The following is a 22,106-nucleotide window of genomic DNA, read 5'->3' on the forward strand; positions in this document are numbered from 1 at the left end:
TCCTACGTTAGCGGTCGACCTATAACCAACAATCTACCACGCAGACCGCTGCCCCATGAGCAGGCGACGCCGTACGACAAGTCGGGAGCCGACCGGCGCCTGCGTGGACGGTCACCGCCGCACCTTCCTTGGAGATCGCGCAGATAGGCAGGTACTCATGGGCAGCGGTGCGGGCGTTCCTCCCAGCGGTGGGTCGTCCATGCCTGGCGGATCAGGCTACGTACGGTGATGGTCGTGTCGGCGAGGTCGAAGAAGGCTTGGATGACGGTGGCCCGGCGGCGCTCGTAGCAGCGGGCGCGACGGTGGAAGGCGCTCTGCCTGGCATGGGTGCGCTCAACGTGCCACCTCCGACTTGCCTGGCTCGGCGCCTTCTCGCCTTTGTGCGCGATCCGGCCGTGCAGGCCGCGTTCGTCGAGCAGGGTGCGGGTCTTGTCGGAGTCGTAGCCGGCGTCCAGGTGGACGGTGATGTCGTCGGGTAACGGTTGGAGGTCGTCCAGGCGGTCCAGGGTCGGGGCGAGCAGCGGGGAGTCGTGGCGGTTGGCTCCGGCCAGGACGCGGCCCAGCGGAATGCCGTAACCGTCCGTCATACCAGAGCGTTTCAGGCCCTGTTTACCGCGGTCGACCGCGGAACGCCCGGCCAGTGCCGGACGACGGGATCTTCGGAGAGAAGGGCGGTGCGACCAGCGGGTTATCAGGACGGCGATGGATCATCGACCTCATCAACGGCACGAAGTACTTCGCCCACCGAGTGCCGCTGTCTCGAACGATCTCGCCTACGAGGACGAGCACGGGCCTGCTATCGGCGTGATCAACATGCCTCTGAGCCAGCAGATGATCGTGGCGGGTCGTGGTCTGGGCTGCTGGGGGCTGCCGGGTCCGGACCCGGACCTGCAATCGGGCCGCCGCGCCCAGGTCACGGAGCGGACCAGCCGGGTTGGGGCAAGGACTCCCGATCGAAGCTCCCGTTCGGCCAACACTCCTCAAGATCGGAACGACAACAGCCACTTAAACCGCGCCCAAGGCGGCTTGCTTCTCGTGGTTGTCTGCCAGGAAGTCGCTGATCCGGCGGTTCGTCTGCGCGGGCACTGCGGTGGGCATAGCGAAGTGGGTGAGTTCGGTGAGGATCTCGATCCGGGCATCCGGTACGGCCTTGCGGGCGCGGACCGCGACTTTCGCGGCGTCGTGGGCGTCGCTGCGGCCGGCGAGAAGGACCAGGAGCGGGACGCTCAGTGCGGTGGGGTCAGGGCGGCGGCCGACGACCAGTTTCCGGTTCGTGAAGCCGGAGACCGCCAAGGCGTAGAGCCGCTTCCAGCCCGGGTCGGTGTCCGTGCCCGCCGTTTCACGGTCCAGGTACGCGCCTGCGCGGGCTTGCGTCGGGCGGAGCAGTATCGGCAGCGAGCGCAGCAGGAAACCCGGGCGGAAGTTGGCGAAGCACTGGGTCGGGTCGAGCAGTACCAGCCGATCCACTCGCTGTGTGGCGTGCAGGGCGTAGGTGAGGGCCATCCAGCCGCCGTAGGAATGACCCAGGAGGTGCACGCGGGAAACAGTGAGGCCGTCGAGCAGCGCGTCCAACCAGGCCATCAGGTCGGTGGTTGTGCGCAGCGGGCGCCCGCTGGGGATGCTGTGTCCGGCGTCGCCGAGGATGTCGACGGCCAGCACCCGGTGGTGCGTGCCGAGTGCCGGGGCATTGGCGAACCAGACGGCGCCGGTGGAACCGCCGCCATGCAGGAGGAGAACGGGGGTGGCTCCGGCCGGGCCGTAGGCATGGACGCGGGTGATGCCGTATGGGGTGGGAACGTCGATCTCGGTGGTACCAGTGGGCCAGCGGGCGAGCATTGCGTCGTAGGCCGCGAAGAACTCTTGGGATGAGGACATTACGAACCCTCCGGGGAATCATCTCGTTGACCAATTCTCTCGCTCGGCGAGATACTAGCCCGGTGAGCGATGACAACAACCCCGCGATGCGGCTGGTCCATCTACTGCGCGCAGTGACCGTGGAATTCGATCTGCGCGCCGCGGAGTTCGCCGCGCGAAACGGCCTGCACCCCACCGATCTGCGGGCCCTCATTCACCTGCTTGACGCCGACCGGGCAGGCACCGGCGTCACCCCGGGACGGCTCGGTGCGGCGCTGCGGCTCAACTCGGCGGGCACTACTGCCCTGCTCGACCGGTTGGAGCGCCTGGGGCTCGTCTGTCGCAAGCGCGATGAAAACGACCGGCGCCGCGTCATGCTGACGGTCGAGCGGAAGGCCGTGGAGCTGGGCTGGTCCTTCTTCGGCTCGCTCATCGCCAACCTCGTCGATGCGGCCGAGGACTTCACCTCGGGTGAACTGGACATCGTTCACCGTTACCTGACCGCTGCGCTTCGAGCAGCCGCTCCCGCCTGCGACGCGTCGACGCCCGCAGCCACCGCCAGCAAGCCGCCGACACCGCAGCGATTCGGCCGGCCATAAGGACAACACAGGTCAGCGATCACAGAGAGTGCGCAACTCCATGATCGCGAACCCTGTGCCTGTCCCGTCTGCAAGCCGAGCCCGCCTGCCGCCTATCTGCGCGACCTCTTACTGGTGCGGTCTGCTTCGCCGCACCGCGAGCACGGCTGCGGTCGCGGTCGCAGTCAGGACGAGTACGGCCGCGTCTGGGCCCGCCAGGGTGAGCACCTGCCGGAGGGAGGGGGCGGCGGCGTATCCGGCTGATGCCTCCGCGGTCGCCCAGACGCAGGCCGCGGGACCGGCAACCTCGACAGCCGGGACAACATCAACACCGCCCGCCGGTGGCGGTTTCCCGACCGTCGAGCCGGACAACCGCTCGCGCGCATTGGGACAGCGCGGCGACGAACTTCATCCGCGAGATCCTCGACAGGGTCGGTGACAAGTGGAGCGTGCTGATCATCGGCACGCTCGCCGAGTGCCCGGTGCGCTACTCCGAGCTCGCGGAAGCGATCCCCGGCATCTCCCCGCGCATGCTCACCCTCACCCTCAAGCACCTCCAGCGCAGCGGGATCGTGAACCGCACCGCATACCCGGAGGTTCCGCCCCGATTCGAGCACTCCCTGACCGACCTGGGCACCTCGCTGCTGTCCACGGTCCTGTACCTGGCCGCCTGGCCCGCCGATCACCACCGCGAGATCCGAGACCACCAGAGCGTGTCCGACGCCGAGGCGTCACGAACGAAGCGGTGAGGGTCACCCGAGGCACGGCAAGCCTGACCGCCGCTTGCATCTGACCCTCCGATCGCCGAAGCGGCTTGACCTGCAAAAAGGGACAAGGGGTGTGGGATTTATACAGGGCTCCTATAGCGGTGCTATAGTCTGTAGCCGTGCTACAGAACATGGTCGGTGACGCCCGCGGGCGCATGCTTGCGGCGGCATTCGAGATCGCCACGCGCGACGGTGTCGACGCGGTCTCCACGCGCGCGGTCTGCGCCGCCGCAGGTGTACAGGCTCCGTCGCTGTACCACCACTTCGGCGACCGGGCAGGCCTGATCCGAGCGGTCGTCGATCTCGCGTTCGAGGAGTACTTCCACCGCAAGGACGCCGTTGTCGCCACCGACGACGCGGATCCGCGCACCCGGCTCGCCGCTGGATGGGACGCGCACGTCGCGTTCGCACTCGCCTACCCCGGTCTCTACCCGGCGATGTACCCGACATCGGGCCCGCTGCCAGGACAGGTTGAACGAAGCGGTGCACTCCTGCGCGCCGGGTTCGACCAGCTTGAGCAAATGGGCGCCCTCCGGCCCGGGATCACCGCGGCGCTGGCGACGAACGCGCTCCGCGCGGCCCTACGCGGTGTCGCCCATGCCGTCGCCGCGAACCCTGGAAGCGACGACAACGACTTGACGTCCGTCGTCGTCCGCGACGCTCTCATCAAGGCGCTCGTCGGCGACCCGGCACACGGTTGACCGATGGGCGATCCGCCCCCGGATCGACTGACAACCCTCACAACGGAGCAACGACCATGACTGACCTGCTCGCGGGCAAGACCATCCTCATCACCGGCGCCTCGTCCGGTATCGGCAGGTCCGCCGCGTTTCTGTTCGCCCGCGAAGGCGCGAACGTCGTCATCACCGCCCGCCGCAAGCCCGAACTCGAGCGTGTCGCCAAGGACATCACCGCCGGCGGAGGCAACGTCCTCGCCATTCAGACCGACACCACCGACGCCGAAGAGATACAGCGAGCCGTCACGGCCGCCGTCGAGGAGTGGGGGCGCCTCGACGGCGCTCTGAACAACGCGGGCCGCAGCCAGGGCGGCGGCCGCCTCGCCGAGGTCACCGACGAGACCTTCGACTCCGTCCTCGAGACCAACTTCAAGGGCGTATGGCTGGCGATGCGCGCCGAACTTCAGGCGATGACCGCGGAGGGAACCGCCGGTGGCTCGATCGTCAACGTCAGCAGCATCGGTGGCACCTTCGGCGCCGCCGGGCAGAGCGTGTACGGGGCGACGAAAGCCGCCGTCATCGCCATGAGCCGAGCAGCCGCCGCCGAATACGGCCGCGACGGTGTCCGTGTCAACGCGATCGCGCCCGGCGCCACGATGACCGAGATGATGGTCGCTTGGCAGCAGCGCGACCCGGGCATCGTCGAGCGCCTCAGCTCCCTCGCCGCCCTCGGCCGCCCTGGCCGGCCGGACGAGATCGCCGAAGCCGCCGCCTGGCTCCTCAGCGACCGCGCGAGCTACGTCACCGGCATGGCCCTCGGCGTCGACGGCGGCACCGCCCCCTGGCCCCACTGAGCGATGACCAGCGTGCCCTGGGCGTCGAGGCGCGCGGCTGCCCGCCGCCGTGCCCTGTCTCCACGATCCCTGCCCGCTGCGGCTGCTTCACGGACTCGCGGATGCGCCGCTCCGGAAACCCCACAGTCGACGCCGCGGCGGCGCAACCGGCCGGCTACGGTCATCCCGGCGGGTCCCGCCTCGATCACCACCACGGTGGGCGACTCCGCCGGCTCCCGCTCACTTTCAACTTTGGGCCCTTCTGGTCCAGGGTTCCCGGGTGGAGCCGGTCCCAGGAGGGTGGCCCGGCCGGGCCCGTGCGGCCGCCCTCCGCCGCCGGCACCGCGTCAACCGACTGCCCCCGGACGGAGCACTCCCGCACCCCCGCGGCCTTTTGCCCTCTATCGTGGAAAATCACTCATATAACGGCTCGGGGCGAGGCAGGCAGTGCATGACGGAACCGCAGATCGACTACGCGGCGGTCTTCCGAGGCCTACCGGGCATGGTGGCCCTGCTGACCCCCGACCTGGTGTACGCCGACGCCAACGAGGATTTCCAGCGCCTGTCCGGACGCACCCGCGAGCAGTTGGTGGGCCGCTACATCTTCGACGTCTTCCCGGAGAACCCGAACGACCCGGCGGCCGCCGGCATGCGAGACGTGAAGGCCTCCATGCTGCGGGCGGTCGCCACCGGCGAGCGCGACACCATGGCCCTGCAGCGCTACGACATCGAGGACCCGGAGCGGCCCGGCCACTGGCAGGAGCACTACTGGAGCCCGGTCAACGCGCCCATCCTCGGCGCGGACGGGAAAGTGACCCTCATCGCCCACCGGGTGGAGGAGGTCACGGAGCTCATCCGGGCCCGCGGCGGCACCGGCAGCAGCGACCGGCAGGCCCGCGTCCTGGAGGCGGAGCTCTACACACGCGCGCGTGAGCTGCAGGAAGTCAACGAACGCCTTCGCCAGGCGCACGCACGCGAACGTGAGGTGGCGCTGGCACTGCAGGCGGCGCTACTGCCCGCCCCGCGGCCGATCGAGCAGCACCGGACGGCCGTGCGCTACCGGCCCGCCATCGGCGCGCTCAACGTGTGCGGCGACTGGTACGACCTGGTCGACCTGCCCACCCCCGGCGACCGGATCGCACTGGCCGTCGGCGACGTCGTCGGCCACGGTCTCGCGGCCGCATGCGTCATGGGCCAGCTGCGCAGCGCGCTGAGCTCGGCCTCCCGGGTCGTGGAGGGCCCGGCGCAGGCGCTGGACGCGCTGGGGCTGTATGCCCGCTACGTCGAAGGGGCCGAGTCGACGACGGCGGTCAAGACCTTCGTCGACTGGGACAGCCACACCATCACCTACAGCAGCGCCGGACATCCACCGCCCGCCCTGGTGGACCCCGAAGGCACCGTGACCTTCCTGGACCAGGCCACCGATCCGCCGCTCGGCGCACGCCCCGAGCATCTCCCCCGCCTCCAGGCCACCGTGTCCTTCACCGAGGGCGCCACCCTGGTCCTCTACACGGACGGCCTGATCGAGCGGCGTGACGAGGACATCGACGTCGGTCTGGCCCGCCTCGCCGACTCCCTCGCCCGCCATCGCCACGCCGACCCGGAGCCCCTGGCCGACGCCCTGCTGGCAGACCTCCTCCCCGCGACCGGCAGCACCGACGACACCGCCCTGGTCGTCCTGCGGCTCTGAGTTCACCCTCAACGGCCGGAATCGGGTTCAGTCCGCCCGGGGCTTGTCGCCCCCGCTCAGCCGACCGTAGACTCCGATGAATTGAAGCTAGTTCAGTTCATTTCATGGGTAGCGGCTCGGGAGGGTGGAGCAGTGGGTTCCCTGGACGGCAAGACCGCACTGGTCACCGGCGCGGGGCAGGGCATCGGGCGGGCGATCGCCGTGGAGCTGGCCCGTCGGGGCGCGTCAGCCGTGGCCGTCGCCGACCGCGACGCGGAGACCGCCGCCGAGACCGCGGCCCTGGTACGCGCCGCCGGGGCCCGCGCGGAACCGATCGTCTGCGATCTGCGCGTCCGCGACGACATCGCCGGCATGGTCACGCGAGCCGCGGAGCGCTTCGACGGACTCGATGTCCTGGTCAACAACGCCGGGGTGATCGAGACCGCGTTCACGGCCGAACCGGACCGCGGTGTCGACGCCCTCCCGGAGGAGGTCTGGGACGCGGTCTACGAGGTCAACCTCAAGGCGGTCTGGCTGACGACCAAGTTCGCCGCACCGCATCTGCGCCGCTCCACGCGCGGGCCCGCCATCGTCAACACCGCCTCCGTCTCCGGCCTCACCGGCTTCGCCAACGCACCCGCCTACGGCGTCACCAAGGCCGGCGTCATCCATCTGACCAAGGTCACCGCCGTCGACCTGGCCCCGGTGCGCTGCAACTGCTTCTGCCCCGGTGTCATCGAGACGCGGCTCACCCGGGACTTCCTCGCCACCGCGACCGATCCCGAGGCCGCCGAACGCGAGCTGACCGCGCCCCAGTTGGTGGAGCGGCTCGGACGCCCGGAGGAGGTCGCCGCGCTGGCGTGCTTCCTCGCCTCCGACGACGCCGCGTTCATCACGGGGTCGTCGTACGTCATCGACGGCGGGGCGCTCGCCTGGCTCGGCGTACGGGACTGACCACCACCGACATGGCCAAGACGTGGGCCGAGACGCAAGGGGATCCGATGCACTCCAGGATGGCTGGAAGGACCGCGCTGGTGACCGGTGCCACGGGAGGCATCGGCGACGCCGTCGTGCGCAGGCTCGCGGCCGAGGGCGCGGCGGTCGTGGTGACCGACCTCGACGCCGACCGCTGCGAGAAGCTCGCGGAGGAGGTCGGGGGCGGCGCCCTGGGACTGGCCCTGGACGTCTCCGACGAGGCGGCCTGGCAGGAGGTCGTCGCCGAGGTGAGCGCCCGGCGGGGCGAGTTGTCCGTGCTGGTGAACAACGCCGGCATCGCCAGCATGAACACGGTCGTGACCGAGACCATGGAGTCTTGGGAGCAGGTCCTCGGGGTGACCCAGACGGGTGTCTGGCTCGGCATGAAACACGCCGGGCCGTCGATCGAGCGGGCCGGCGGCGGCTCCATCGTCAACGTCGCGTCGATCTTCGGCACGGTCGGCGGGTTCGGCGCCCAGTTCTCGTACCACGCGGCCAAGGGAGCCGTGCGTCTGATGACGAAGAACGCCGCGCTGCACTGGGCGAAGCGCGGTGTCCGGGTGAACTCCCTGCATCCCGGGTTCATCGAGACACCGCGCTCGCGCGAACTGTGGCGCGACACACCCCGGTTGGCCGCGATGCTCGAGGGGACGCCGCTCGGCCGGCTCGGCACGCCCGAGGAGGTGGCGGCCGCCGTGGCCTTCCTCGCCTCGGACGAGTCGAGCTTCATGACCGGATCCGAGCTCTACGTCGACGGCGGCTGGACCGCGCGGTGAGTCGACGGCGGCTGGACCGCCCCGTGAGCGGACCCGTCAACCACCCACGGGCGTATACCGGTTGACCTCGTCGGTCCGCGTGCGGTCGGCCCTTCCCCGGGCCACCAGCACGTCCAGGTGCGCCGCCGTCTCGTTGACGGCGAGCATCTGGTCGAACGGTCCGAGCTTGGAGAAGGGGACCCGTCGGCGGGTCCATCCCAGCTCCCCCGCCGCCTCGTACGCGGTCCGGGTACGGCCGTCGAGGGCGGCCAGTGTCTCGGCGAGACGGTCGTCGTGGTGGGCCAGGAGTTCCCCGACCCGTGTGTGCACGCTGTCGCCGACCGGGCCGTGCGCGGGCAGCAGCCGGGCGTCGGTGAGTGTGGTCATCAGCCGCAGTGAGTCGAGGTAGTCGCCCAACGGCAGGGCGGGGCCGCCGAGTTCGAAGCCGATGGAGGGGGTGATGTGCGGCAGGACGTGGTCGCCGGAGAACAGCAGTCCGCGTGCCTGGTCGAGGTAGACGACGTGGCCCTGGGTGTGGCCGGGTGTCGGAACGACCGTCAGGCGCACGTCGCCGAAGTGGAGTTCCTCGGCCTGGAGCCAGCGGTCGGGGGCCTCCCAGACGGTGGCGTCGAAGTCGCCGTCGTACATCGCGGCGACCCGCCCGGCGAGTTCGTGGGCGCCGGCCGCGTGCAGGGTGGCCAGCGAGCCGATCGGCTCGTCGGTGCGCAGCTCGCCCAGCAGCTCCAGGCCGCGACGCTCGCCCGCGCCGAGGTAGACCCGGGAGCCGAGCAGCCGGCGCAGTTCGACGGCCTGGGTGTAGTGGTCGCGGTGGATGTGAGTCACCAGGACGTGGCTGATCTCGCCGAGGTCGTGGCCGAGTTCGCCCAGCGCGTCCTCAAGTGCCGTGCGGGACTCGGGGATCGACCATCCTCCGTCGATGAGGACCAGCCCCTCCGTCAGCCCCTCCAGCGCGTAGACGTTGACGGCGCGCAGGCCGTCGTCCGGTAGCGGGAGTGGAATGCGGTGGACGCCGGGTCCCACGGTCTCCGGTCCGGGGTGCGCCCAGCGGCCGCGGTCGAAACGGGGGCTGTGGGTCGTGGGGGTGGTCATGCATCTCCTCGGCGGTGCTGTTCGGGGTGGGGGGCGAGCCTCGCGTGCAGGTCGTGGACGAGCGCGCGGGCGCCGGAGCGGTCGAGTTTGCCGACGGTGGTCTGCGGCAGTTCGTGGACGGTGAAGAGGAACTCGGGCCACTTGGCCTTGGACAGACCGGTGCGGGCGAGGTGTGCGGTGATCTCGTCGAGGCCGAGTTCGGCGTGTCCGTCCTCCACCACCACGAGCACGGCGGCGCGTTCGCCTAGGAGCGGGTCGGGGACGGGGGCCACGCAGGCGCGCGCCACCGCCGGGTGGGCGGCGACGGCGCGCTCGATCTCGGTGATGTCGAGGTTGCGTCCGCCGCGGATGATGACGTCCTTCTCCCGGCCCATGACGGTGACCGTGCCGTCCTCGGCGGTCATCAGCAGGTCGCCGGTGGGGAAGAAGCCGTCCGGGGTGAGGGCCGGCGGTTCGACCTTGCCGTCGCGGGCGTAGCCGAGGAAGAGCGACGGGCCGCGGACCTGGGCGCGGCCGGTCGTGCCGGGCCCCAGGACGGTGCCGTCGGCGGCCACGGCCCGGAGGTCGGTGCCGGGGAAGGGCCGTCCGTCGCGGCCAAGACGCACCTCCTCAGGGTCGTCGGGCCGGGGAGAGGTGTGGCCGAGGCACTCGGACATGCCGAAGACGCGCAGGATCGTCGTCCCCAGGGAGCGTTCGGCACGAGCGAGGGCTCCGCGGTCCATGGGGCCGCCGCCGACGGTGATCGAGCGGACCCCGTCGAGGACTTTCGAACCGGCGGCGGCGGAGCCCATCTGGAGGGCCATCGTGGGCACGCACATCGTCCACCGGGCCTCATGGGCGGCCATGCGCGCGAGCGCCTCCTCGCGGTCCCACCGCCCGGACAGGACGAGCGGCCCGCCCAGCATCAGCGCGAGGCAGACCCCGAAGCAGTAGGCGGCGGTGGAGGAGAGCGGGACTACGGCGGCGACCGCGTCCCCCTCGCGCAGACCGTTGACCTCGGCGGTGCACGTGCACGCGTAGCGCAGGGCGCTCTCCGACTGGACGACACCCTTGGGGCGGCCGGTGGAGCCGGAGGTCAGACCGATGACGGCACCGCCGGACCACCGGGAGACATCGCGCGGGCCCCGGCCGGCCAGGACGGTCCAGCCGTCGAGGGCCTGCGTCGCCGACGCGTCCGGCAGCGCTCCCGCGCCACCCCAGTCCTCGATCGCGGACGGTTCGGCGATCAGCACGTCCGGGCGGATGTCCTCCAGGGCGGCGGTGAACTCGGCGCGGGTGGTGTGCCGGTTGACGAGGGCCAGGACCCCGCCGGTCAGTCCGACGGCGAGCGTCGCGGCGACCGTGCGCCAGGAGTTGTCGGCCTGGAGCAGCACGGTGCCGCCCGGCGTGCCGTCCGGGGTCATCGCCTCGGCCAGCTCACTCGCCCGCCGCAGCAGATCGCGCGCGCCGTGACGTCCGTGGTCGTCGACGACGGCCGTGAAGTCGGCCTCCTGGGACCGTTGCTGGAACTCCCGCACTGTCTGTCGCATCCGCTTCCTCGCCTCGTCGCGAAGGGCCCACCGCGCGTAGGAGGGTGGGCGGGGTCGGCCCGGGGACTCGGCCCCGGGCGGGCTCAGCCGCCGTACATCTCCATCTCGCCGCCCATGACGGCGATCCGGCGTCCGCGCATGTCGCCGACCTGGGCGACGGCCGCCGCCCATTCGGGGCTCCGGAGTGCCGTGCGCAGGTCCTCGGGGGTGTCGAAACTCAGCACGGACAGGCCGTCCCAGCCCTCCGAGCGCGGTTCGAGGGCGGCGTCGAGGTCGGTGTGCCGCCAGGCCCTGAGACCGGGCAGCCGCCGGGCGAGTTCGGCGTGATCGCCGCGCCACCAGGCGATGAACCGCTCGTGGGTCCACTCGGGCGGCCGGGCGGCCAGCAGCACCAGGTTGTACATCGCGCCTCCTCAGGTGAACAGAACCGCGGGCGAGCGCCCGATCAGCAGCCGCCGTACCCGGCCCTCGTCGTCCAGTCGGGCCGAGGCCACGAAGGTCGCCTCCGGTACGCCCGACCTGCGGACCTCGCCGAGATACAGCTCGTCCCGGCCGACCGTGGAGGCGGTGAGCAGGTGGTGGGTGCGTACGCCCACCTCACGCTGGGCGAGGTAGCCCTCCATCTCGGCCCGTCCGCCGTGGAAGTCGGTGCCGGCGTCGCCCCCGGTGGAGAAGAGGATCGAGAAGGAGAAGTCCTCGCTGATCAGGTCCAGGATGCGGTCGGCGTCGTCGCTGTCGAGGATCCCGAACCAGGTGGTCAGGAACGGGGCGGCGGAGGTGGCCGGCGCGCTCACGGCCGGTCCACGAGGTCGAAATCGGGAGTGAAGAACGACTGGTAGCGCGCCATCAGCCCGGCGGGCGACACCTGCGCGGCGGAGAGGAAGGCCCCGGTCGTCACGCCCTCATCGACGACGAAGCCGTACGCCGTCTCGACGTCCCCGTCGACCGTGTACCGGACGATCTCGTGCCGGCGGTCCACCGCAGCGCGGCCGGCGATGTATTCGGTGAAGTCCTCGCGGGAGGTGCCGGTGTGCTGACCGCCGGGGAGGGAGATGAGGAACCGGAAGTCCGGTTCCAGGAGTTCGAGGGCCTTGTCCGGGTCGTGGCCGTCCATCCTGGCCATGTATTCGCGAATCACCATTGCCGATCGCTCTCCCTCAGCGCCATAAACAACCTGAGTTCAGTTCAGTTTGACTGTAAGGCAGCCGCCCCGCCGCCGACAAGGGGCGGGGCCGAGACCTGTTGAGCGGGGCGGCGGCTTCTTTCCGCGATGCTCAGGCCTATTCCGCGACCATCCGCACCACACAACCCTCGATCATCTCGCTGATCTCCGACAGGGGGATCGCCCCGCTCGGGCGGTACCAGCGCCAGACGCTGACGATCATGCCGAGGACGGCGAGGCCAAGGGTGTGCGCGTCGCGGACCGGGTAGGCGCCCTTGGACATGCCGCGCATCAGCAGGTTGGTCCAGTCCCGCTCGACCATCTGCACCAGCTGGCGGGCCGCGACGCGTTCGGTCTCCTCGCGCTTGGACTTCCGCGGGGTGGCGAGCAGCGACATGTTGGCCTGCAGGATGCGCATCTGGCGGATCTCGTGCTCGGTGACGGCGAAGGCGGTGCGCACGGCGGCGCGCAGTTCCTCCACCGGTTCCGTCTCGTCCTTCGTGGCCTCGACGAACTGGTCGTGTGAGCGCTGGAGTTCGAGGCGCATGATGGTGAGCAGGCAGTGGGCCTTGGACTCGAAGTAGTGGTAGAGGGCGGTCTGCCCGATGCCGACGCGGTCGGCGACCTCCGACCACTTGGTGTTCTCGTAGCCGTCCTCCCCGAACCGCTCCACGGCGGCCACGAGAATCGCGCCGCGCTTCGACCTGGGCCCCTCCTCCGGATCCACGATCCGCGCCCTCGCCATCGCCACTCCCTCTTCTTCACGGACGATTCCGATCACCGTCCGGTCGTCCGAGAGTAGACCCAAGTTCAAGTCGGTCACGAATCGGGGACAGGACGGATGCCGACGGGAAAGGGCTCCGGCCCCTCACCCATCGAGCCCCCGAAAGTCCGGTCGGCGCCCCGCGAGGAACGCAGCCACGCCCTCCCTGCCCTCCGCCGACACCGCCGCGGCCGCCAGGTGACGGGACTCCTCGTCGAGGTGCCCGGCGAGGTCGGTGGTGAGTGCCCGGGTGACCAGGCGGCGGGTCACTCCGTACGCCGACGTGGCTCCACGGGCCAGTGCCCGGGCCGTGCCCACGGCCTCCTCGGTCAGCCGCTCCGGGGCGACGACCCGGCCGACCAGCCCCAGCCCCAGCGCCTCCTCGGCCGTCACGCGCCGGTTTGTCAGCAGCAGGTCCAGCGCGCGTCGGGGTCCGACCAGCCGGGGCAGGGACCAGCTGACCCCTGCGTCCGGTGTGTACCCGATCGCGGTGTAGGCGGCCGTGAAACCCGCGTCAGTCGATGCGAGGCTGACGTCCGCCGCCGCCAGCAGGCCCAGACCCGCCCCCGCGACGGCTCCCTGGGCGGCGACCACCAGCGGGGCGTCCAGGCCGGCGAGGATCCGCAGCGCCCCGTGGAGCGCGTCGGTGACCTCGGTGAGATGCTCCGCCAACCGGCCGCCCGACAGCTCGGCGAACTCCTTCAGGTCGCCGCCGACGCAGAAGGACCGCCCTCGCCCGGTGAGCAGCACCGCCCGGACCCGCGATTTCTCGCACTCCCGCGCGGCGTCCAGCAGCGCCCGCGCCATCGCCAGATCGATCGCGTTGCCCGCTCCCCGGCACATGTCGATCCGCGCCAGCCCGTCGTCGTCGACCTCGACCGTGACCCTCATCGCGCCGTCCATCCGCCGTCCACGGTGAGCACGTGCCCGGTGCAGTACGAGGACGCGTCCGAGGCCAGATAGAGCAGCGCCCCGTCCAGCTCCCCCCGCTCCCCGCCGCGCCCGAGCATCGTGCCGCGTTCCACCCAGCGCCGTGAGCGTTCGTCGGAGAACAGCTCATCCGTCATCTCCGACCGGAACCAGCCGGGTGCGAGCGCATTCACCCGCACCCCCGACCTCCCCCACTGTCCCGCCAGTTCCCGGGTCAGCCCGACGAGCCCGGCCTTGGACGCCGCGTAGGCCGCGCCTCCCAGCGGCGCACCGGAGACCAGTCCCAGGACGGAGGAGACATTGATGACCGATCGGGTACGGCCGCGGTCCGCGACCGGCGCCTCGGCCAGGAGCCGCGCGAGGTGGAACGGAGCCACCAGGTTCACGTCCAGCACCCCCGCGAAGTCCTCCGCGCTCTCGTCCTCCGCGCGTACGGCGCCCGGCGCGCCGGCGTTGTTCACCAGGACGTCGATCCGGCCGGTAGCGTCGAGCGCGGTCCCCATCAGCCGGAGCCGGTCCTCCTCGCGCGAGACGTCGCAGACGACGGGGTGGATCCTGGGGTCGTCGGCGGCGAGTTCCTTGAGCTTGTGCGGTCGCCGCGCGGCGGCGACCACGCTGGCGCCGGCCGACGCGAGGACCGTGGCGAACCGAGCCCCGAGCCCCGAGGAGGCCCCGGTCACCACGGCGGTCCGCCCCCGCAGCGAGAACAGTTCGGGCGTCACGCGTCCACCCCGATCGGCAGCACGGTGGCCCCGCCGTCCAGGACCAGCGTCTGACCCGTCATCCAGGCCGATGCCTCGGACGCGAGGAAGACGGCGGCGTGCGCCACGTCCTCCACCGTCCCGAGCCTGCGCAGCGGCAGCCTCGCGGTCAGGACGGGCTCGCGCGGCTCCCACACGGCGCGGGCCAGCTCCGTCTTGATCAGTCCGGGCGCGATGGCGTTCACGCGCGCCATCGGCCCGAGTTCGTAGGCGAGTTGGCGGGTCATGTGGAGCATGGCGGCCTTGGTGGCGTTGTACCAGCCGATGTGCGGATCGACGATCAGCCCGCCGACGGAGGCGATGTTGACCACCGCTCCCCCGTGCTCGCTCATCCACGCCTGCCAGGCGTACCGGGTCCAGGCGAGCATGCCGTACTGGTTGACCCGTACGGTCTTCTCCGCGCGCGGCAGATCCAGGCCGAGGAGGTCGCCCATGTAGGGGTTGGTGGCCGCGTTGTTGACCAGGACGTCGAGTCGGCCCAGGCTGGACATGGTCTCCGCGACGCAGGCCTCGGCGTCCTCGGGTTCGCCGACGTTGGCGACGACCTCGTGGATCTCGCCGTCCCCCTTGATCCGCAGCAGTTCCTCGCGTGCGGCGGCCAGCCCTTCCGCTTTGCGGGAGGCGATGACCACATGGGCGCCCGCCTCCCGGTACGCCTTGGCGATTCCGAGGCCGATGCCCCGGGAGCCGCCGGTGACGACGGCTACCCGGCCGTCCAGTTGTCGTCCGTTCATGCCGACTCCTCGGGGTACTTGGCCAGTTCACGCCGGGCCACGGTCCGCAGATGCACCTCGTCCGGTCCGTCCGCGATCCGCAGGGCCCGGGTGATGGCGTACAGCCGGGCCAGGACGGTGTCGTCGCTGACCCCCGCGGCCCCGTGCGCCTGGACCGCGCGGTCGACCACCCGGTGCGCGACCTCCAGGGCGGCCACCTTGATCGCGGCGACTTCCGTCCGGGCGGCCGCGTTGCCGGAGGTGTCCATCAGCCAGGCCGACTTCAGGACCAGCAGCCGCAGTTGCTCGATCTCGATGCGGCTGCGGGCGATCCACTCCCGGACGACGCCCTGTTCGGCGAGCCTGCCGCCGAAGGCGCTGCGGGTCAGGGTCCGGCGGCACATCAACTCCAGTGCCCGCTCGGCGAATCCGACCGCCCGCATGGCGTAGTGCATCCGTCCGGGACCCAACCGCCCTTGCGCCAGGGCGAATCCCTCGCCCTCTCCGCCGAGGAGCGCCGAGACGGGCACGCGTACGTCCTCGAAGAGCACGTCCCCGTGGCCGCAGCGGTCGGTGTAGCCGAACATGGGGAGATCGCGCAGGACGGTGATGCCCGGGGTGTCGCGCGGGATGAGCAGCATGCTCTGCTGTCGGTACGTCGGCGCGTCCGGGTCGGTGACGCCCATGAGGATGATCAGCCGGCAGTCCGGATCGAGGATTCCGGACGTGTACCACTTGTGCCCGTTGACGACGTACTCGTCGCCGTCGCGGGTGATCCGGGTGCGGATGTTGCGGGCGTCGGAGCTGGCCACCTCGGGCTCGGTCATGGCGAAGCACGACCGGATCTCGGCGGAGAGCAGCGGCCGCAGCCAGCGGTCCTGCTGCTCGGGTGTGCCGAAGAGGGCGAGCAGTTCCATGTTGCCGGTGTCGGGCGCGGAGCAGTTGAACACCTCGGGCCCCATCACCGAGCGTCCGGCGAGTTCGGCCAGCGGCGCGTACTCGAGGTTGGTGAGGCCCGCGCCCCAGTCGCCGTGCGCGAGGAAGAGGTTCCACAGCCCTTCGGCCCGAGCCTTCTCCTTCAACTCGCGCATGACGGGCGGGAGTTCGTGCGGGTCGTCGGCCTCGGCGAGCTGCCGGTCGTGGACCGGCTCGGCGGGCAGGACGTACTCCTCCATGAACGCGGCCATGCGCGAACGGAGTTCGTCGGCCCGAGGGGAGAGTGCGAAATCCATGGTGGCGCTCCTTCAGGGCCGTCGGGCGAGGATGCCGTGGGCCGAGCGGATCATCGCCGCGATGGTCGGCGGCAGCCGCTCCTGGTCGGGGTCGAGGTGGGTGCCCTCACGGTGCCGGCGCAGGTTGTGACCCATGATCGCGGCCATCTTGGTGCGGGCCAGGGCCCGGAACCAGTCGAGGGCAGGGGGTTCGGGGCGGCCGTCGAGGTAGGCGTCGAGCAGTTCCCGCTCGGTGGGCAGACCGGGGACGGCGCGGCCCAGCCGGGGGAAGTTGCGGTGGTCGGCGAAGAGGAGGAACCAGGCGAGGTCGATGCGCGGATCGCCGGGTCCCCAGATCTCCCAGTCGACGACCGCGGCCGGTCGTTCGCCCCGGCACAGGACGTTGCCGAGGCGGAAGTCGCCGTGGGTGAGCACCGGAGGAACGCCGTCCGGGACACGGGAGGCGAGTGCCTCCAGCACATTCTCGGCTCCGGGGCGGAGTTCGGCCGGCACCGCGCGCATGGTGCGGCTCCATCGGTCCAACTCCGCTGCCGGATCGAGCGCTTCGGCGGCGTCCGGCGCTTTCGTGTCGTGCAGATCGCGCAGTACGCGGGCCAGGGCCAGCATCCGTGTCCGGCACAGTCCCGGGTCGAGCCGGTGCTCGTCGAGGACCGGTTCGATCGCCTCGCCGTCCACGAACTCCATGGCGAACCAGGCCGGTTCGGTCTCGTCGACGGCGACGACCTCCGGCACGGGGACGGTCGATCCGGCGAGGGCGCGCAGGATCCGTGCCTGCCGCAGCACGTCGTTGCGGCCGGAGGGACGCCGACCGGGTGGCACCGCCTTGATGACGTACGACACCGGTCCGGCCGCGATGCGGTAGGTGAGCCCGGAGTGGCCGCCCGGCAGGGTGCGCAGGTCGCCGAGGGGCGTGTCGGGGTGCCGTGGAGTCAGTCGCCCGCGGACCCGGTCGGCGAGTTCGCTCAATTCTGTCGTGGTGCTCAACGCCCGGCTCCCTTCGGCTCCTTGGGCAGTCCGAGGACGCGTTCGGCGAGGATGTTGCGCTGGATCTCGTCGCTGCCGCCGGCGATGCGGTAGCCGGGTGCGCCGAGGAGGTGCTCGGTCCAGGCGAACGTGCCCCACTCCCCCGTGTCGGCGGCCAGCCGCGGCCCGAGGAGTTGCTGGACGAGGTCGGTGGTGGCGCGCATGGTCGCGGTGGCGTGGAGCTTGCCCACGGAAGCCTCGGCGCCGGGTTCGCGGCCGGCCGCCAGCGCCGAGGTGACCCGTACGGCGATGAGCCGCTGGACCAGGGCGCGGACGAACAGACCTGCCGCCTGCTGCCGTTCGCCGTTGTTCAGCGGTCGGGGCAGGTGCCGGGCGAGGTCGAGGGCGCGGTCGGCGTTGTCCAGGCCGAGTCCGCCGGAGTCGAGGCGTTCGGCGGCGAGCACGGTGAGGGCGACCCGCCAGCCCTCTCCGACGGGTCCGAGCCGGTCGGAGTCGGGGACGAACACGTCGTCCAGGTAGACCTCGTTGAAGCTGGAGCCGCCGGTCATCTGCCGGATGGGCCGTACGGTCACGCCCGGCTCGTCCATCCGGACCAGGAAGACCGTGATGCCCGCGTGCTTGGGCACCTCGGGGTCGGTCCGGCAGACGGCCACGCCCCAGGTCGCGACCCGGGCTCCGGAGGTCCAGATCTTGTGGCCGTTCAGCCTCCAGCCGTCGTCCTCCCGCACGGCCCGGGTGCGGACGGCAGCGAGGTCGGAACCCGCCTCGGTCTCCGAGAAGAGCTGACAGGCGAGTTCGTCGGTGCGCAGCAGGGGGCGCAGCAGGCGCCGCTTCTGCTCCTCGGTGCCCCAGATACGCAGGGCGGGGGCGACGAGTTGCTGCGTGACCGGGAAGATCTCGGTGCGCCGCGGTACGTCGAACGCCGACTCCTCGGCTCGGTACAACTGCTCGTAGTGCGCGGGGAGTTCGCGTCCTCCGTACTCCGCCGGCCAGGAGAGCGAGCCCCAGCCCTGGTCGTGGCGGACGCGCTCCCAGGCCCGTGTCCGCTCGGTGTGGGCGCGTTCCTCGTCCTCGGTCCAGTTCTCGAAGACGGCCACCGAGTCGTCGCCTCGGCCCCACTCCAGGTGGGTGGCGCGCGCCGGTGCCACGGTCCTCAGCCAGCTGCGGGCCTGCGCCCGGAACTCGTCCGGGCCGGGTATGCCGTCCATGGTCCTCCTCTCAACGGGTCAGCACGGTGCAGGCGCTGACGCCGGGCGCCCCGTACACATGGGTGAAGCCGGTCCGCGGATCGCCGGGCACCTGTCGTTCGCCGGCCCGGCCGCGCAGCTGCTGCACGATCTCGTGGACCTGGCGCAGTCCGGAGGCGCCGATGGGCTCGCCGTTGGCGATGCATCCGCCGTCGGTGTTGACCGGCAGCGAGCCGCCGATCCCGGTCGACCCGAACGGGATGAGCGACTCCTGCTCGCCGTGCTCGCAGAACCCGCACTCGGCCAGGTGCATCACCTCGGCGCCGCTCTCGGTGTCCTGCAGCTGGCACACGTCGATGTCCCTTGGCCCCAGTCCGGCCTGCTCGAAGGCGCTTCGGGCGGCGTCCGCGCTGACGCTGGTCGGGGTTCCGGGGGGCGCCCACGGGCTGAACACCTCGAAGGAGCCGAACCGGCGGGTGCGCACGACCGCTGCCCGCAGGGCGACGACCCTCGCCTCGATCTCGCGGGCCACCGCGGGGCTGCACAGGATCAGGGCGACCGCGCCCTGGCCGGGCGAGCAGAACATGTAGCGGGTCAGCGGGTCGTTGACCATCCCGGACGCCAGGATCTCGTCCGCGTCGAGCGGCTTGCGGCGCCAGGCGTGCGGGTTGAGCACGCCGTTCGCGTACGCCTTCTCGGCGACCAGGGCGAGGGTGCGGGCGCTGATGCCGTGGTCGTGCATGTACCGCTGGATCTTCATGGCGAAGAACTGGGTGGTCACCATCAGCCCGTCGCGGCCGTAGGCCTCGTCGAGCCCCCAGTCGGCGGGCCGTGGGTCGAAGGCGCCTCGGGGATGCTTGTCGAAGCCGACGGCGAGCGCCACGTCCGCCGCGCCGGAGCGGATGGCGTGGGCGGCGGAGACCAGGGCGCTGCCGCCGGTCGCGCAGCCGTTGCGCACATTGGTGAACGGCACTCCGGTCAGGCCCAGTTCGGCGACCAGGGTGTCGGCGTTGCCGGCGGCGTCGCTGCCGCCGTAGGCGACCCGCACCCGTGACCACGGCAGTCCGGCGTCGGCGAGGGCGGCCCGCACCGCCTGCACGGCCAGGTGCCGGCCGCTCGCCTCCGTACGGGCGAAGGAGGTGATCCCCGCGCCGCAGACCAGTACGTCGTCGCCACTCATACGGCGGCTCCCGTGCCCCTGGGCACCCCGTCGCCGGCCGTCAGCGTCACCGGCATGCCGATCTCCGCGTCCTCGGGCCGGATGTCGAGCCTGGCCAACACCCGTACTCCTTCCGGCAGTTCGACGTATCCGACGGTGAACGGCGCGAAGCCGGCGGCGGGTGGGACGTAGGGCGGGGACTTGGGCGCGTAGTGCTGCACGGTCCAGGTCCACAGGGTGCCGGTGCCGGAGAGCACGACCGGCTCGGCCGGTCCCCCGCAGCGCGGACACGCCGGGTCGGCGGGGTAGACGGCCACCGCGCAGTCGGCGCACCGGGAGCCGCGCAGCCGGCCCCCGGTCTCCGGCACTTCGCTCAGCGGCCCTTCCACTGCGGCTCCCGCTTCTCCAGGAACGCCGACACACCCTCGGCGGCGTCCTCGGAGTTGAGCATCACGCCGACCGCGAGGTGCTCCATGACCATCAGCGACTGGATGTCGGCGTCGAGGCTGCGGTCGATGGTCATCTTGGTGATCCACATGGTGAACGGGCTCTTGTCGACGAGCTGGTCGGCGAACTCCTCGACGGTGGCGTCGAGTTTGTCGGCGGGGGCCGAGGCGTTGATGAGGTCGAAGTCGGCCGCCTCGACTCCGGTGAGCAGCTTGCCGGTGAGCATGAGCTCCTTGGTCTTGCGGACGCCGATCATGCGCGGCACCCGGTAGATCGGGCCGGCGCCGCCGAACAGCGCGCGCCGGATGTGGAAGTCACCGATCAGGGCGTCGTCCGCGGCGATCGCGAAGTCGCAGGAGATCATCAGCTCGAAGCCGCCCGCGGTGACGTGGCCCTCCAGGACGGCGATCGACGGCGTCTTCATCGAGTACAGCCGGTCGCAGACCTTCGCCGACAGCACCGCGACGTCGATCGCGTTGGAGCGGCCGACGAAGTCGGCCTTGAGGCTGTCCAGGTCGAACCCGGAGCAGAAGGTGTTGCCGCGTCCGCGCAGGATCAGCACGCGCAGCTCCGAGTCCGCGTCGACCTCGGTGATGATCTCGTCGAGCCGCTGGAGAATCGGCACGGTCACGCAGTTCTTCTTGTGCGGGCGGTTCAGCCAGACCCGCGCCACATGTCCGTCGCGCTCGAACTGGATCTCGTCCTCGACTGCCATGAGTTCCTCCAAACTGAACTGAATTGAGTTCGATTCTGTGGGCAGTGGATGCCCCTGTCAATGGACCGACCGCTGCCGGTCGGCCCGAGAAGTCAGTCGGTACGGCCGGTGAGCCCGAGCAGCCCGGCCAGGCGCAGACGATGGTCGTCGCCGGTGCCGAACAGCGCCTCGTCGGCCCGGGACCGGCGCAGATAGAGGTGGGCCGGGTGCTCCCAGGTGAAGCCGATGCCGCCGTGCAGCTGCACATACTCGGCGGTGGCCAGACGGTAGGCGTCGGCGCAGGCCACCGCGGCCGCGCTCGCCGCCACCGGCAGTTCGTCCGTCCGCCGCCCGGCCAGACAGGCGCTCGCGTACGCCGCCGCCGAGCGCGCGCCCTCGACCTCGACGAGCAGGTCGGCCAGCCGGTGCTTGACCGCCTGGAAGGACCCGATGGGGCGCCCGAACTGGGTCCTGCGCACCACATGCGCGAGGACGGCGTCCAGGGCGTGCGCACTCCCGCCGACGTGCTCGGCGGCCAGCGCCGCCCGTGCCGCGTCGAGGACCCCGGCGACCGTCTCCGGCGCCCGGCCGGGCTCACCGACCGGCTCGGCCGGTGCTCCCCGGAAGCGGACGAGCGCCTGCCGGCGGGTCGGGTCGAGGACGCGACGAGCCGTACGCTCGCAGGTCGCGGGGTCCGGCTCGCAGGCGAACAACCGCTCCCCGTCCGGCACCCGGGCCGCGACCAGCAGCAGATCGGCGCCCGCTCCGTCGGGCACGAAATCGGTCTCGCCGCGCAGCACCCAGCCGTCGGCGCCCTGTTGGGCCGTGACACCGCCCGGATGCGGGATCCCGGCTACCGTGGCGGTGAGCGTGCCGTCGGCGATGCCCGGCAGCCAGCGCGCGCAGGCCTGCCGGTCCCCGCTGTCCAGCAGGGCGTACCCCGCGAGGACGACGGTGCTCAGCAGCGGCGCCGGGCACAGCACGCGCCCGGTCTCCTCCATCGCCACGGCGAGTTCGGCGAACGTGCCGCCGGCGCCGCCGTACTCCTCGGGAACGGCGAGCCCATGGACGCCGATCTCGTCCGCGAGCCGGTGCCACAGCACCTCGTCGTGGCCCCGCGGGCTGTCGGCCTGTTTGCGGACCTCCTCCGGTCCGCAGGTCTCGGTGAGGAAGTCCCGCAGGACGGAGCGCAGTTGGCGCTGCTCCTCGGTCTCCCGCAGCAGCGCGGAGTCGGCGTCGAGCCGGAACATGCGTACCTCCCTCGGCCGCGCCCCTCCCAGGGGGCGCGGGGCTGTGACATCGTGCGGCTGCGCGGGACGTGCGCCGC

General features: G+C 71.4%; 24 protein-coding genes and 1 pseudogene. 7 read left to right on the forward strand and 18 right to left on the reverse strand.

Annotation, left to right across the window (positions count from 1 at the left end; all coding sequences use genetic code 11):
* Positions 1–155: 155 nt before the first annotated feature.
* Positions 156–638: pseudogene (locus tag ABZT17_RS23970) on the reverse strand (transposase); the annotation flags it as partial.
* A 367-nt stretch (positions 639–1,005) separates the two neighbouring features.
* Entirely contained in the window at positions 1,006–1,875 is an 870-nt protein-coding gene (locus ABZT17_RS23975) for an alpha/beta hydrolase (protein ID WP_356351620.1), read from the reverse strand.
* A 62-nt stretch (positions 1,876–1,937) separates the two neighbouring features.
* Between ABZT17_RS23975 and ABZT17_RS23980 the strand changes: the two genes are divergently transcribed.
* The 7 genes from ABZT17_RS23980 (at position 1,938) to ABZT17_RS24010 (ending at position 8,129) form a co-directional block, all read left to right on the forward strand.
* A complete protein-coding gene (locus ABZT17_RS23980) occupies positions 1,938–2,453 on the forward strand; it encodes a helix-turn-helix domain-containing protein (protein WP_356351621.1) in 516 nt (171 codons plus the stop codon).
* 320 nt (positions 2,454–2,773) lie between these two features.
* Positions 2,774–3,181 (forward strand): helix-turn-helix domain-containing protein, encoded by a 408-nt coding sequence (locus tag ABZT17_RS23985; RefSeq protein WP_356351622.1) that lies wholly within the window; start codon positions 2,774–2,776, stop codon positions 3,179–3,181.
* Between the two features lie 149 nt (positions 3,182–3,330).
* A complete protein-coding gene (locus tag ABZT17_RS23990; protein WP_356351623.1) occupies positions 3,331–3,900 on the forward strand; it encodes a TetR/AcrR family transcriptional regulator in 570 nt (189 codons plus the stop codon).
* A gap of 56 nt (positions 3,901–3,956) precedes the next feature.
* Positions 3,957–4,730 (forward strand): SDR family NAD(P)-dependent oxidoreductase, encoded by a 774-nt coding sequence (locus ABZT17_RS23995; protein WP_356351624.1) that lies wholly within the window; start codon positions 3,957–3,959, stop codon positions 4,728–4,730.
* Positions 4,731–5,160: 430 nt separating this feature from the next.
* Positions 5,161–6,399, forward strand: a complete 1,239-nt coding sequence (locus tag ABZT17_RS24000; protein ID WP_356351625.1) for a SpoIIE family protein phosphatase — start codon at positions 5,161–5,163, stop codon at positions 6,397–6,399.
* Between the two features lie 132 nt (positions 6,400–6,531).
* A complete protein-coding gene (locus ABZT17_RS24005) occupies positions 6,532–7,332 on the forward strand; it encodes an SDR family NAD(P)-dependent oxidoreductase (RefSeq protein WP_356351626.1) in 801 nt (266 codons plus the stop codon).
* A 47-nt stretch (positions 7,333–7,379) separates the two neighbouring features.
* Entirely contained in the window at positions 7,380–8,129 is a 750-nt protein-coding gene (locus ABZT17_RS24010; RefSeq protein WP_356351627.1) for an SDR family NAD(P)-dependent oxidoreductase, read from the forward strand.
* 36 nt (positions 8,130–8,165) lie between these two features.
* On the opposite strand, the gene ABZT17_RS24015 is transcribed toward ABZT17_RS24010, so the two are convergent.
* From ABZT17_RS24015 to ABZT17_RS24090, 16 genes are all read right to left on the reverse strand, one after another.
* Positions 8,166–9,218: an MBL fold metallo-hydrolase gene (locus ABZT17_RS24015; RefSeq protein WP_356351628.1), complete on the reverse strand. Its 1,053-nt coding sequence runs from the start codon at positions 9,216–9,218 to the stop codon at positions 8,166–8,168.
* Complete coding sequence (locus ABZT17_RS24020; protein ID WP_356351629.1) at positions 9,215–10,747, reverse strand: class I adenylate-forming enzyme family protein; 1,533 nt, start codon at positions 10,745–10,747, stop codon at positions 9,215–9,217. Before ABZT17_RS24020 ends, ABZT17_RS24015 begins: the two co-directional genes overlap by 4 nt.
* An 83-nt stretch (positions 10,748–10,830) precedes the next feature.
* A complete protein-coding gene (locus ABZT17_RS24025; RefSeq protein ID WP_356351630.1) occupies positions 10,831–11,151 on the reverse strand; it encodes an EthD family reductase in 321 nt (106 codons plus the stop codon).
* Between the two features lie 9 nt (positions 11,152–11,160).
* Positions 11,161–11,541 carry a nuclear transport factor 2 family protein gene (locus ABZT17_RS24030; RefSeq protein ID WP_356351631.1) on the reverse strand — a complete coding sequence of 127 codons (381 nt, stop codon included), beginning with the start codon at positions 11,539–11,541 and terminating at the stop codon, positions 11,161–11,163.
* A complete protein-coding gene (locus tag ABZT17_RS24035; protein ID WP_356351632.1) occupies positions 11,538–11,888 on the reverse strand; it encodes a nuclear transport factor 2 family protein in 351 nt (116 codons plus the stop codon). Before ABZT17_RS24035 ends, ABZT17_RS24030 begins: the two co-directional genes overlap by 4 nt.
* Positions 11,889–12,027: 139 nt before the next feature.
* Entirely contained in the window at positions 12,028–12,654 is a 627-nt protein-coding gene (locus ABZT17_RS24040; protein WP_356351633.1) for a TetR/AcrR family transcriptional regulator, read from the reverse strand.
* A gap of 123 nt (positions 12,655–12,777) precedes the next feature.
* Entirely contained in the window at positions 12,778–13,563 is a 786-nt protein-coding gene (locus ABZT17_RS24045; RefSeq protein WP_356351634.1) for an enoyl-CoA hydratase-related protein, read from the reverse strand.
* A complete protein-coding gene (locus ABZT17_RS24050; protein ID WP_356351635.1) occupies positions 13,560–14,324 on the reverse strand; it encodes an SDR family oxidoreductase in 765 nt (254 codons plus the stop codon). Before ABZT17_RS24050 ends, ABZT17_RS24045 begins: the two co-directional genes overlap by 4 nt.
* Positions 14,321–15,097 (reverse strand): SDR family oxidoreductase, encoded by a 777-nt coding sequence (locus ABZT17_RS24055; protein WP_356351636.1) that lies wholly within the window; start codon positions 15,095–15,097, stop codon positions 14,321–14,323. The genes ABZT17_RS24050 and ABZT17_RS24055 overlap by 4 nt, the downstream gene beginning before the upstream one ends.
* Positions 15,094–16,308, reverse strand: coding sequence for an acyl-CoA dehydrogenase family protein (locus ABZT17_RS24060; protein WP_356351637.1), 1,215 nt, complete (start codon positions 16,306–16,308; stop codon positions 15,094–15,096). The genes ABZT17_RS24055 and ABZT17_RS24060 overlap by 4 nt, the downstream gene beginning before the upstream one ends.
* A gap of 12 nt (positions 16,309–16,320) precedes the next feature.
* A complete protein-coding gene (locus tag ABZT17_RS24065) occupies positions 16,321–17,292 on the reverse strand; it encodes a phosphotransferase family protein (protein WP_356351638.1) in 972 nt (323 codons plus the stop codon).
* Complete coding sequence (locus ABZT17_RS24070; protein ID WP_356351639.1) at positions 17,289–18,500, reverse strand: acyl-CoA dehydrogenase family protein; 1,212 nt, start codon at positions 18,498–18,500, stop codon at positions 17,289–17,291. Before ABZT17_RS24070 ends, ABZT17_RS24065 begins: the two co-directional genes overlap by 4 nt.
* Positions 18,501–18,510: 10 nt before the next feature.
* On the reverse strand, positions 18,511–19,659 hold the full coding sequence (locus tag ABZT17_RS24075) for a thiolase family protein (RefSeq protein WP_356351640.1): 1,149 nt from the start codon (positions 19,657–19,659) through the stop codon (positions 18,511–18,513).
* Positions 19,656–20,027 carry an OB-fold domain-containing protein gene (locus tag ABZT17_RS24080; protein ID WP_356351641.1) on the reverse strand — a complete coding sequence of 124 codons (372 nt, stop codon included), beginning with the start codon at positions 20,025–20,027 and terminating at the stop codon, positions 19,656–19,658. The genes ABZT17_RS24075 and ABZT17_RS24080 overlap by 4 nt, the downstream gene beginning before the upstream one ends.
* A complete protein-coding gene (locus tag ABZT17_RS24085; protein ID WP_356351642.1) occupies positions 20,012–20,800 on the reverse strand; it encodes an enoyl-CoA hydratase/isomerase family protein in 789 nt (262 codons plus the stop codon). The genes ABZT17_RS24080 and ABZT17_RS24085 overlap by 16 nt, the downstream gene beginning before the upstream one ends.
* Positions 20,801–20,892: 92 nt before the next feature.
* Complete coding sequence (locus ABZT17_RS24090; protein ID WP_356351643.1) at positions 20,893–22,029, reverse strand: acyl-CoA dehydrogenase family protein; 1,137 nt, start codon at positions 22,027–22,029, stop codon at positions 20,893–20,895.
* Between the last annotated feature and the right edge of the window lie 77 nt (positions 22,030–22,106).

The sequence above is a fragment of the Streptomyces sp. NPDC005648 genome, assembly GCF_040605395.1.
In the GTDB taxonomy this organism is placed as follows: Bacteria; Actinomycetota; Actinomycetes; order Streptomycetales; family Streptomycetaceae; genus Streptomyces.